The sequence below is a fragment of the Flavobacterium hankyongi genome (assembly GCF_036840915.1).
GTDB lineage: Bacteria > Bacteroidota > Bacteroidia > Flavobacteriales > Flavobacteriaceae > Flavobacterium > Flavobacterium hankyongi.
Genome location: NZ_CP085725.1, coordinates 667,775 through 680,332, shown reverse-complemented (window position 1 = coordinate 680,332; position 12,558 = coordinate 667,775). Strand labels below are relative to the sequence as shown.

The window sequence follows — 12,558 nt, the reverse complement described above, 5'->3', positions numbered from 1 at the left end:
AATGATTTCTTAACATTGAAAAATTACTTTTGCGGCATAAAAAATTAAAAAACATGAACCTAAACAGTATATTTCAATTTTTAGTGCCAAAAGACACAAAATTCTTTCCTTTATTTGAACAAGCTAGTAGTACACTTGTAGTTTTAGCAGAAACGTTACACGAAGCTGTAAATGCACCTAAAGAAGAAAGAGACAGTTATTACCAAAAAATTGAAGAATTAGAAAATAAAATTGAAGGAATTGCTCACAAAACTCAATTAGAGTTAAGCAAAAACTTTATTACACCATTTGACAGAGAAGATATTAATGCATTAATCAAATCTATTGATAACGTCGCCGATAATATGCACGGTGCAGCAAGCAGAATGCGTTTATACCAAGTTGAGAAAATCACAAAATCTATCCGTAAATTAACTGAAATCAACTTAGAAGCATGTCAATTAATTGATAAAGCTGTTAAAGAATTAAAAGACTTAAAAAATCACCAATCAATTAAAGGTTTGTGTAAACGTATAAACAAATTAGAGAGTAAAGGTGATGTGGTTTTTGATAAAGCTGTTGCTGATATTTTTGAAAATGAAACAGATGCTATTAAAGTTATTAAATACAAAGAAGTACTTTCTGCACTTGAAATGGCATCAGACAGATGTAAAGGCGTTTCAAACGTTATCGAACAAATATCAGTAAAACACTCTTAATTACCGTTTTCGGTTTTAATTATGACTTTATTAATTATCATTATCATATTAGCATTACTATTTGATTATATTAATGGTTTCCATGATGCAGCAAACTCAATTGCAACTATTGTTGCCACTAAAGTTCTTACTCCTTTTCAAGCGGTACTTTGGGCTGCATTTTTTAACTTCTTAGCGTATTGGGTTTTTGGTTTTGGAGTTGCTGATACAGTTGCTAAAACTGCTAAAACTTCAAGCATCGATTTAACCGTTATTCTGGCAGGAATTATAGCAGCAATTATTTGGAACTTATTCACTTGGTGGAAAGGAATTCCATCATCATCATCACATACACTTATTGGAGGATTTGCTGGGGCTGCATTAGCACACGGATTTTCAGGTAGAGTTACTGATCCTGAGCATTACGGATTTGCTATTGTAAACTGGTTCAAAGCTGCTAAAGAAGGTGAACTATTACCAAGTGGTGTTTTAGTAGTTATTGCATTTATAGCATTAGCTCCTATTGTAGGTATGCTTATATCTTATCTAGTTTCACTATGGTTCATGCATTCGGCTAAAAAAAGTTTATACCCTAAAATATTCACTGTAGCATTTCTTGCATCAACTGTTTGGTTTTTATCGACAGTAATGAAAGGATATGATAAAATTAAGAAACCACGTTTCGAGTCTGAATTCTGGAGTGTTGTCGGTGAGCCTGAAAATATTAAATGGCTTTTGGTAGGATTTATCGTTTTTGCACTTGGAACTATATGCTTACTTTTTAGTAGTTTCTCAGCAGGTAAAGCCGAATCTATCCTTAAAAAAACGCAGTTATTATCATCAGCAGCATTCAGCTTAGGTCACGGTGGTAATGACTCTCAAAAAGTAATGGGAATCATTGCAGCTGCAGTAGCTGTATATATTAATACAGCTGGTGTTGATGTAATGCAAATGCCAGAATGGTTGCAAGTAGTTTTACCTAATGAAGAAAAAGGAATTAAAGCTCATATGCCTGAATGGATTCCATTAGCATGTTATACAGTTATTGGTCTAGGTACTTTAAGTGGTGGATGGAAAATTGTAAAAACAATGGGATCTAAGATTACTAAAGTAACCGCTTTTGAAGGTGTTGTTGCAGAATCTGCAGGTGCTTTAACATTATTTATTACTGAACACTTTAAAATCCCAGTATCTACAACACACACAATTACAGGTTCAATTATTGGTGTTGGAGTGACAAAACGTGTATCAGCAGTACGCTGGGGAGTGACCGTAAACCTTTTATGGGCTTGGATACTTACAATTCCGGTATCAGCACTCTTAGCAACGATAACCTATTTTATTTTAAGAATTTTTATCTAATAAAAATATACTCTAAAAAAAGAGACTAGTTTTAGTCTCTTTTTTTTAAACCTTTTTTAAAAAAAATAACAATCATTTATACAATACACAACTTTTAAATAACAACAAAACACTATAACTACAACACACAACAATGAAAAAAATAATTTTTATTTTAATCTTATCATTATTCTACAACCTGCAATCAAACGCTCAAAATGATGAACATTTATCAGGATTTTCGAGTCTTTCTTTAACTTATAAATTCAACAAAAAATGGTATGGATACGTTGAACTCCAAGAACGTTCCATCGCCGATTTTTCTAAAATTGATTATTACGAAGTAAAAGGAGGAATGGGTTATAACATCAATGGAAGTAATCAAGCTTTTATTGGCTTAGGTCGATATGCAAATTACAAAGACAGTAGATTATCAAGAGAAGAATTACGTTTTTGGTTACAATATACTTTTAGCAAAAACATTTCAAGAGTTAAATTTGAACAACGTGTACGACTTGAAAAAAGACTTTTTCACAATCCTGTTACTGATGCTAACACCAATACTGAAAGATATAGATACAGATTGAATTTGATAGTACCTATAAATAAAGAAAAAGTAGAAGCAAAAACAATCTTCTTAAATACTTATGATGAACTTTTTATTGGTCCAGAGAAACCAACAATAAATAGAAACAGAATGTATTTGGGAGGTGGATATCAATTCACCAAATCATTTGGAGTGTCTTTAGGATATTTGTTTCAAAGAGAATTTGGAGCAACTGCAAACAGTAACTTTCATTTTCTATTCTGTGGTTTAAATTTTACTATTGATGGTTCAAAATCAGATATTCCTGTTCAGGCACCATCTCCTGATCATGATTAAACCCTCTAACATACACTATAAAAAAGCAACTCTATCGAGTTGCTTTTTTATTTGAATTGATTAATAATTTCTTTTCTTTTTATCTTTCCTGTTTCGGTTTCGGAAAATTTATTTATGAAAAATATTTCTTTTGGTTTTTCAAATTTATCTAGTTCATCAAAAACTGAAATATCAAACTTAAACTCTTCACCTTCAATAAAGAGAACTAATTTTTCATTAAAAATTTCATCGGGAACTCCAGCAACAAAAAACCGATTTTGAATTTTATTTACTAGCTTCTCTTCTATTTGTTCAGGAAAAAGTTTAATTCCACCGCTGTTTACAACATTATCAATCCTCCCCTTCCAAATAAATTCAAATTCCGAGATCAAATCAACAACATCATTAGTTATTAACTCTTCAGGATTCAATTGTGGTGCATTAATAATCAAACAATTTCTATTATCAATACTTATTTTCACATTAGATAAAACTCTAAAAGATTTATTTCCAACCTTTTTCAGTGCCACATGGGTCACTGTTTCAGTCATGCTATAGGATTCGTAAGCATTACATCTTAATTCAATCAACTTTGCAGACAATTGTTTATTTAATGGAGCTCCTCCAATCAATAAAGTTTTAACTCGATCTAATTTGTCTAACGAATTTTCAACCTGAAGTGGAACCATAGCAACAAAATCAAAAACTTTATCTATACCTTTCAAAGGATTTGATGAAGGCTCAACTATATCTATTTCCCATCCCAAAACCATAGCTCTCACAAGCATCATTTTACCAGCAATATATTTAACTGGTAAACAGCAAAGAGCCTTGGATCCTTTACCCAAATTAAAAAAATCTCCAGTAGCAACAGCCGAATTTATCATGGCTGATTTTTCTATTTTTATTTCTTTAGATTTGCCAGTGGTACCAGATGTCTTAACAATTAAATAAGGACTTTTATTAAACCAATTATTTATAAAAAAACCAATATCTTTTTGATAATCAATATTTGAACTAATAAAATTATCTGCTTTAAAAAGCAATTCTTTTATATTAACTCTCTCGTTATTAAGCTTAAAATTTGGATGTATATCGAAATGAAAATTTTCCACAACAATCAATTTATTCTTGAGTAAGTTTACCAGTAAGTTTACCAGTAAGTTTTTCTTTCCAATTATTCCAATTGTACTTTTTACTAAACACAAACAATAAAATAGGATAAACAATAAAAACAGGTAAAATCGTTTCAAATCCTGCACTTGGATCAGAAACATCAATAAAAATAGAATCTGTTTGTAAAGCAGACCATTCAGAAGTTACTAACAAAGCAGTAACCAAATTGTTTGCAGCATGAAAACCTAAGGACAATTCCACACCTTCGTCTAAAAGTGTCAAAACACCCAAAAATAAACCAGTACCTATATAATAGATCATTACGATACTGCCTAACTTATCAACTTCTGGGTTAGCAAAATGCAACAATCCAAAGGATACAGAAGTAACTACTAGTGGAACCCACTTGTTTTTAGCCAATACTCCAAATCCTTGCATTAGATAACCTCTAAACATCAATTCTTCAGCACTCGTTTGTAATGGAATCATAACAACAGCAATTGCAAATAAAATTAGAAAAGGTTCCAATTGAAAATTCAATTTAAAATCTTCGGGAGAGGCATAATAACTAATTATTGTTACAATTATTTGAAAAACAGCCCATAATGTAAAAGAAAACAATATTCTGCTCCAATCAACTTTTGGTCTTGATGTAATTACATTTTTAAATTTCTGATTATGCAACCATTTTACAACTAATGGCACCGAAAAAAAAACAGTCACAAATGACAACAACATCAAGAAAAGTGTTGTGTTTTTGTCTAAAACATTCATCAGTTGAGCTTCATCCATATTGTAAAAGCTCTTCCCATCTGAAATTAATTTATAAACTACCGCCCCTAATAATGGTAATTGCCCAATAATTGAAGCAATCACCAATAAAAAAGAACCTAAAATATATTTCAAAAAACGATTTCCTGGTAAAAAGGCTTGTAATAAAAACATAAAACAATTTTTTAAAGAAAGATAAGTTATTTTACTTTTGTAGAAATTTCACAAAAGCATAAAAGTAACAAAAAATGATTACAATTTACCACAATAACCGTTGTTCGAAATCAAGAGAAGGAGTATGTTTTTTAGAGGATGCAAAGACTGAATTTGAAATTGTAAACTATTTAGAAAAATCTCCAAAAAAAAGAGAAATCAAATCGTTACTTAAAAAACTGAAATTCAAACCTATTGAGTTAGTAAGACAAAAAGAAGCTATTTGGATTGAGAACTATAAAGATAAAAATTTATGTGATGATGAAATAATTGAAGCTATGATTAAATTTCCAATACTTATAGAAAGACCAATTATAGTTAATGGAAATAAAGCAATTATTGCCAGACCTACAGAAAAAATTCTTGAAATATTATAGTTTTAAGACCATTTAACAATACTTTGGCAAAAACTACAATTTTCAATTTTAAATTTGCGGCTTAATTTAAAGTCATGAAGTTTTTTAAAGTATTATTTTTTATTCCATTTTTCCTTTTAATTTCAACTTTATCGCTTGCACAGCAAAGAAATGAAGGAAATAAAATCACCTTTTCAGGAAAAATTATTGAAAAAACAAGTTCTCTTCCTTTAGAGTATGCAACGGTTACCATTATCAATCCTACAACAGCTAAACCTGTATCTGGTGCCGTAACTGATAACAAAGGTGAATTTAAAATCCAAGTTAACCCAGGAACTTACAATATTAAATACGAATACATTTCCTTTAAGACTTTAGAAACAAAAGGAAAAAATTTAACTACAAACACAAACGTTGGTACAATTGCTCTTGAAGACGAAGCAAAACAATTAGATGCTGTCGAAATTCGTGTCGAAAAAACAGCTGTTGACATTAAACTTGACAAAAAAGTTTATACCGTTGGAAAAGATATTATTGTACGAGGAGGAACTGTCAGTGATGTTCTAGACAATGTACCATCTGTATCGGTTGATGCTGAAGGAACTGTTTCATTAAGAGGTAATGAAAGTGTTAGAATATTGATTGATGGAAAACCATCTAACATGGGTAATATCAGTGATGCATTAAAACTAATTCCTGCTGAAGCAATTGACAAAGTAGAAATTGTAACCAATCCTTCTGCTCGTTATGATGCTGAAGGTGGAGGCGGTATCTTAAATATAATCCTTAAAAAAGGGAAAAACCAAGGCATAAATGGAACATTTGTTGCTTCTATTGGAGATCCAAGAAACACAGGACTTTCTGCAAACTTAAACTTTAAGCAAGAACACTCAAACTTTTTTACTACAATTGGTTACAACAATAGAAGTAATCCAGGAAACATAAAAATCGATCAGCAAAATTTCGATGAGAACGGAGCTTTAAAATCTATTTTAAACGAAAGAAGAAAAAATGATCGTTTTGGAGAAGGGTTAAATGCTAATTTTGGAATTGAATTATTCTTAGACAAATCTACTTCATGGACAAACTCATTAAACATGAGAACCAATAAAGGTGGTAATATTGAGAATGTACTGTATTATAATTACGATGCTTTGGGACAGTATTTAAATACAAGACAACGTTATAACGATTTAAAATCGACAAGTGAAAACGTTGATTATTCATCAAATTTTATCAAAAAATTTAAAAAAGACGGACACAAGCTAACAGCTGATATTTCTATTTCTCAAAATAAAGACAATGATAATTCATCTATTGAAGGTGTAATTTTAGATAACAACAAATTTGTTTCTTCTGAAAGAACTCGTAAAAATGACAAGCAACAAAGAAATTTATTTCAAGTTGATTATGTTTTACCTATTGGAAAAAAATCTCAATTTGAAGCAGGTTTTAGAGGTAATTACGTGAAAACAACTACTGATTACCAAGTTCAAGAAAGACTAACAGAAAATAGCTCTTTTACAAACATTGATGAATTCACAAATATTTTACAGTATAATGAAAATGTAACGGCAGTTTACACTCAGTTTGGATCGAAAATCAATAAATTCTCATACCTAGCTGGATTACGTTTTGAAGATTCTAAAATTGAAATCAATCAGTTAACCTCTGATATTTTTAAAACAAAAAAATACAACAACCTATTTCCAAGTTTATTTTTAACATATGAGATAAGCGATAACAGTAGCATTTCATTAAATTATAGTAAAAGAATATCAAGACCAAGAGATCGTTTCATTAATCCATTTGCTTCTTATACAAGTAACGTAAACTTATTTCAAGGAAATCCTGATATCAATCCAGCATATACGGATGCTTATGACTTTGGATACTTAAAAAAATGGGAAAAGCTAACTTTAAACACTTCATTGTACTATAATCATACCACAGATTCATTTGAGCAAGTTCGAAAAGAACGAGGCGATTTTGTTTTCACTCCAGTGGGTGGCGCCGATGTAATTGTTAATGGTGAAATCGTTACTGTTGTTGATGGGGAAGACATCAAAACTCCTGTAATTGTAAATACTTTTTTCAATTTAGGTAAAAACGATCGTTATGGATTTGAGTTTACTTTAAACTATAACTTTAAGAAATGGTGGAAATTAAATGGAAACTTCAATTTCTTTAACAGTCAAAATACTGGAAGCTATACTTATACAAATAGTAAAAATGAAGTAATTACTCAAAGCTTTAACAGAAATGCTACTACTTGGTTTACTAGAATCACTTCAAAAGTAACTTTACCATATAAAATAGAATGGCAAACGAATGGAACTTATAATGCTGCACAAAAAACAGCTCAAGGTTCAAATAAAGGAATTGCTGCAATGAATCTAGCATTTAGTAAAGATGTTCTAAAAGATATGGGAACTATATCTTTTAATGTTAATGATGTATTCAATTCACGTAAAAGAATTCAAGACATGCAACTTCCTAATGTAAACTCACACAGTGAAATGCAATGGAGAAGAAGAGCTTTTACGCTTTCGTTTACTTATCGTTTTAACAAACAAAAAACAGAAAGGGAACAAAAACCCAAACAAAACGGTAACGGAAATAACGATGACGAGTTCATGGGATAACATAAAAAAAGGTACGCTATGCGTACCTTTTTATTTTTAAACAAAGCAATTAAGCTTGTTCACTTTCTGCGAGTTTTTTAGCAGCTCTTTTTTCTTTCCACATTTCCCACATTGCACCACCTATCCAGTAGAATACGAAGTTAACTAAGAAAATCATTAACCAAAAACCCATGGTTAATATGGTTAAGAAAAGTAAGAACCCTAAATACTGTTGAAATTCAAACATGTTTTCCGGAATTTTTGAATACCCTACAAATGTAAACGTATTATTTGGGTTAACCAATAATTAATTTAATTTTATTTTTAGGAGCTTTATCCTGCTGTCCGCTATATCTTTTTTGTTCATTTCGGCTCAGCTCAATGAACTTAAAAAGGATGTCGCTTCCATCAGGGCTATTAAAACCACTTCCTCAATTTAAAATATATTATCATTCCTATAGTAATCATAAACATAATCGCTACTGTAATAAAATAACCATTCTCAGCTTTCAATTCTGGCATATTCTCAAAATTCATCCCATAGACACCAGCTATAAATGTTAGCGGAATAAATATCGCCGAAACAATTGTCAGCGTCTTCATAATTTCATTCATCTTATGACTCTGTGCAGAGAAGAAGAAATGCGTAGCACTATCTAGCGTTGCCATATCGTCTTCAATTTGTTCAAGCAATTCAAGACTTTTTTGGTATAATCGCGTAAAGAAACTATAATTCTCTGGCTCAATTGCATTAAAAACATTATCATCTTTAATACTTGTGATGGTATGTAATGAATCTCGAAGCGGAATAATAGCTCTCTTCAAAAAGCTGTAATTGTCTTTATGTTTTTCTATCTTTTCAATTGTTCTTGGGTTAATATCAATTTTTGAAAGATTCAATAATTCGTCAACTATATTTTCTTCATTTTCAATGGTAATATAAAAATTTTCCATTATTGCATCGAGCAAAATATAAAGCAAATAATCAGCCTTTTTGGTTCGTACAATACCAGAATGTGTTCTAATTCTCTCTCTTATATGAGTAAAAAAATCACTTCTCTTTTCTTGAAAAGACACCAAAACACCATCTTTAAGCAAAAAACTAATTTGCTCTACATTCAATTGCAATGACTCATTACTTGGTAGCAACGATTTAATATTAAAAAACAAAGTATCATGATATTCTTCAACCTTTGTTCTCTTTATGGTGTTTAAAATATCACCTAACATGAAATTATCTACTTTAAAAAAATCACCAATTTCTTTAATAATATTCATATCATTAAGTCCATGTATGTTTAACCAATTAATTTTAGTCAAATCAATCGAGTTTAACATATCACGACACTTTAAATTCTCACATTCTGTTAACTCATCATTATTATATACAAACAATTGCATTTCTGTTTTTATATCTTTATGATGACCAGTATACTCTAAAAAAGTAGGCTGAACTTTACGTCCCTTTTTGTATTTTATTTTTCGCACAAGTATTGTATTTATAAGTAATATTACGAAACTTCCTGCAAATAAAAAAAGCTGTTAAAACTAAATTTCAACAGCTTTTTTGAATTAATATAACTAACCTCTTTTTATAATATATATTTAACTCTATATTTTATTGTTTTCAAATCATTTATAGCTTAACAAATTAAAAATAAAATTATTTAATCATCTCAAATTTAACAAATTATATTAAATTTTAAATCAAAAAAAGTATTTTTTTGATTTATTTTTTTACTTAAAAAGTTAAATTTTTAAAAAATACCGATTAATAAAAATCAGCTTATGAAAAGAAAAAAGTATCTTATTTTTACAGAAATATTGAGCCATGAAGACATTAATTATTAACATAAAAGAGTTATTACAAGTTAGAGAAGAAAACGTGTTGAAAGTGAGTGGACAAGAAATGAAAATTTTACCTAAACTTGAAAATGCTTATTTGGTTATTGAAAATAATTTAATTCAAGATTTTGGATTAATGGACAAATGTCCAAATGAAAATTTTGATAAAGTTATTAATGCTTCTGGAAGAGTAGTTTTACCTACTTGGTGTGACAGTCATACCCATATAGTTTATTCTGGAAATAGAGTTCAAGAGTTTGTTGATAGGATAAACGGATTGAGTTATGAAGAAATAGCAAATCGTGGTGGTGGTATTTTAAATTCGGCAAAAAGAGTTAATGAGGCCTCAGAAGATATAATTTATGATGAATCAAAAGCCAGACTTGAAGAAATAATGAAACAAGGAACAGGAGCTGTAGAAATAAAATCGGGCTATGGATTAACTGTTGAAGGAGAATTAAAAATGTTGCGTGTTATAAAACGCTTGGCTCAAAACTATCCAATCAAGATTAAATCTACATTTTTAGGAGCTCACGCCTTCCCTACTGAGTTTAAAGAAAATCATTCAGCTTATATTGACTTAATAATTAATGAAATGCTTCCTAAAATAGCGGAAGAAAATCTAGCAGATTATATCGACGCTTTCCTTGAAACTGGCTATTTTTCTGTAGAAGAAACAGAAAAGATTATGATTGCAGGAAAAAAGTATGGATTAACTCCTAAAATTCACGTAAATCAGTTTACTGCAATAGAAGGTATAAAAGCTTGTGTAAAACACGAAGCCCTTTCAGTAGATCATTTAGAAATTGTTACCGATGAAGACATTGAAGTTTTAAAAAACAGCAAAACAATGCCAGTAGCATTACCAAGTTGTTCTTACTTCATCAGTATTCCTTATACACCTGCCCGCAAGATGATTGAAGCAGGATTGCCATTAGCATTAGCAACCGATTATAATCCTGGTACTACTCCATCAGGAAACATGAATTTTGTGGTAGCAACTGCCTGTATCAAAATGAAAATGACTCCTGAAGAAGCTGTGAATGCTGCTACAATTAATGGTGCATATGCAATGGGAATTTCTGAAACACATGGAAGTATTACTAAAGGAAAAAGTGCTAATTTAATTATTACTAAACCAATCGTATCATACTATCAATTACCATACGAATTTGGAAGTAATTTAATTGAAAATGTTATTATTGAAGGGAAAATCATTTAAATCATATTTTAAAAATAGAATTTCTTAATCCAACTTACATTAAAAAAGAATATTGTTGCCAACAATCCTTATTTAATGCAGAGATTTATAAAATTCATGATCTTTAAAAACGTCTTGAAATGATTTTACTGTAGCCTGCAATATGGGAATAAAAAAAACTTCATTATCTCTAAATTTGAAAGTGTAACTATATCTTTCTCCTTTTTTTAGTGATTTTAAGGCTTTATCTAAATCTTTTTTGAATTCTTTTTTATCTTCATTTTGCTCTTTGAAATAAATATTAAGATCCTTTATTACATCTATCTCGCTAGTAAACATGAGTGCAATTAAAAAAGCATAAGCTTCATCCTTTTTCCCAGCTTTATAAGCATTTTTAGCAAGATCATATATAGTTCTGTCAATGTCTTTTTTAACTTTCGTCCAGCTTAATTCTATTAATGGATTTGTAAAGATAGCTTTTGTATAAAACTCTTTAGCAAGCTGATATTTCCCTTGAGAAAAATAAATATCACCCAAACTGTGGCACGATAAATGTAAAATATTTTCAACTTCATATTCGCCGTGCGGAATTGCATCAAAGTGTTCTTTTAAAAAACTCTCGCTAATTTTTAAATCACTAAAATAAGTAAGCTCTTTTAGATAATTCCGAATATTGAATCGGTCCAATTTCTCACTTAATCTATTGGCATGATTCAGTAATTCATTATCTGATTTATAGGGCTCATATACTAAAAGTTGTTTCAAACCAATCCTTAAATCATCTATCCTAAAATCGTGATATAAAGGGTAGTTTTCACGGTCTTCTTCGTGTTTTGATTGTTTTTTTTCTCTTCTTTTTTCAACATTTTCAAGAGAATTATTTAAGCTAAAAATATCTTTTCCAGAAATAGACTTCTTAAAACAATACACTATAATTCTAGAATTGGTTATATTTTCATAATCATCATCAATAGAAATAATATACATCCAATCCTCGTTTCCACGAATGAATGAAACTGTATTTGGCTCATTTACTACATATTCTGATTTATTTTCGACAAATGTACCTTCGGTTGTTATTTCCTTTAAAATAAGTTTTTGAAATAATTCAGTAGTACCTATACTTTCAAATTCAGTAAGATATTTTTGTACATACTCTTTCATATAATCAGGTAATTCGCTAGGGTTTTGCGGACCAATTGCTGATATGTTTATTTTTTCATCTAAAAAAGTATATTTTGCAGGAGAAATTATTAAATCTGGATTATCTTCTGAAAGTATAATACAAATGCCTACATTATCTTTTTTTAAATCCTTTAATTCAATTTTTGGGGATTCATTGAAATTTGAAATAATGGTATTTAAATGCTTATTTATTTTACCTTCTCTTTTATATATTTGAATATATTCTTCAACGTTTTTCTTTACATTTTGATAGCTCTCTTGTGCTGACAACTGCAAAGAGATTAAAATTAAGATTTGTAGATATTTCATCATTTTTTTAATACGGCCTTACTACAGCAGTTAAAGTAAAATATACTATTAACAATAT

Annotated in this window: 11 protein-coding genes; 6 read left to right on the top strand and 5 right to left on the bottom strand. The window is 29.7% G+C overall.

Translation table 11 applies throughout. From position 1 onward, the window contains the following. The first annotated feature begins 53 nt into the window (after positions 1-53). The 3 genes from LJY17_RS03150 (at position 54) to LJY17_RS03140 (ending at position 2,901) form a co-directional block, all read left to right on the top strand. Positions 54-698, top strand: a complete 645-nt coding sequence (locus LJY17_RS03150; protein WP_264542403.1) for a DUF47 domain-containing protein — start codon at positions 54-56, stop codon at positions 696-698. 21 nt (positions 699-719) lie between these two features. Beyond that, positions 720-2,039 (top strand): inorganic phosphate transporter, encoded by a 1,320-nt coding sequence (locus LJY17_RS03145; protein WP_264542402.1) that lies wholly within the window; start codon positions 720-722, stop codon positions 2,037-2,039. A 133-nt stretch (positions 2,040-2,172) separates the two neighbouring features. Beyond that, on the top strand, positions 2,173-2,901 hold the full coding sequence (locus LJY17_RS03140) for a DUF2490 domain-containing protein (protein WP_264542401.1): 729 nt from the start codon (positions 2,173-2,175) through the stop codon (positions 2,899-2,901). A gap of 47 nt (positions 2,902-2,948) precedes the next feature. On the opposite strand, the gene LJY17_RS03135 is transcribed toward LJY17_RS03140, so the two are convergent. Beyond that, positions 2,949-3,995: an AMP-binding protein gene (locus tag LJY17_RS03135; protein WP_264542400.1), complete on the bottom strand. Its 1,047-nt coding sequence runs from the start codon at positions 3,993-3,995 to the stop codon at positions 2,949-2,951. Between the two features lie 10 nt (positions 3,996-4,005). Beyond that, positions 4,006-4,941, bottom strand: coding sequence for a CPBP family intramembrane glutamic endopeptidase (locus tag LJY17_RS03130; RefSeq protein WP_264542399.1), 936 nt, complete (start codon positions 4,939-4,941; stop codon positions 4,006-4,008). A gap of 74 nt (positions 4,942-5,015) precedes the next feature. Between LJY17_RS03130 and arsC the strand changes: the two genes are divergently transcribed. Further along, positions 5,016-5,357 (top strand): arsenate reductase (glutaredoxin), encoded by a 342-nt coding sequence (gene arsC / locus LJY17_RS03125; RefSeq protein WP_264542398.1) that lies wholly within the window; start codon positions 5,016-5,018, stop codon positions 5,355-5,357. 74 nt (positions 5,358-5,431) lie between these two features. Then, positions 5,432-7,981 carry an outer membrane beta-barrel family protein gene (locus LJY17_RS03120; protein WP_264542397.1) on the top strand — a complete coding sequence of 850 codons (2,550 nt, stop codon included), beginning with the start codon at positions 5,432-5,434 and terminating at the stop codon, positions 7,979-7,981. 49 nt (positions 7,982-8,030) lie between these two features. Here the strand turns inward: LJY17_RS03120 and LJY17_RS03115 are convergent, their stop codons facing one another. Both LJY17_RS03115 and corA read right to left on the bottom strand, forming a co-directional pair. Further along, complete coding sequence (locus LJY17_RS03115) at positions 8,031-8,207, bottom strand: hypothetical protein (protein ID WP_264542396.1); 177 nt, start codon at positions 8,205-8,207, stop codon at positions 8,031-8,033. A gap of 170 nt (positions 8,208-8,377) precedes the next feature. Further along, the gene (gene corA, locus LJY17_RS03110) at positions 8,378-9,448 is read right to left on the bottom strand and encodes a magnesium/cobalt transporter CorA (RefSeq protein ID WP_264542395.1); all 1,071 of its coding nucleotides are present in this window, start codon (positions 9,446-9,448) and stop codon (positions 8,378-8,380) included. A gap of 343 nt (positions 9,449-9,791) precedes the next feature. Between corA and hutI the strand changes: the two genes are divergently transcribed. After that, a complete protein-coding gene (gene hutI / locus LJY17_RS03105; RefSeq protein ID WP_264542394.1) occupies positions 9,792-11,027 on the top strand; it encodes an imidazolonepropionase in 1,236 nt (411 codons plus the stop codon). Positions 11,028-11,099: 72 nt separating this feature from the next. Here the strand turns inward: hutI and LJY17_RS03100 are convergent, their stop codons facing one another. Then, the gene (locus LJY17_RS03100; RefSeq protein ID WP_264542393.1) at positions 11,100-12,503 is read right to left on the bottom strand and encodes a tetratricopeptide repeat protein; all 1,404 of its coding nucleotides are present in this window, start codon (positions 12,501-12,503) and stop codon (positions 11,100-11,102) included. Positions 12,504-12,558: the final 55 nt, after the last annotated feature.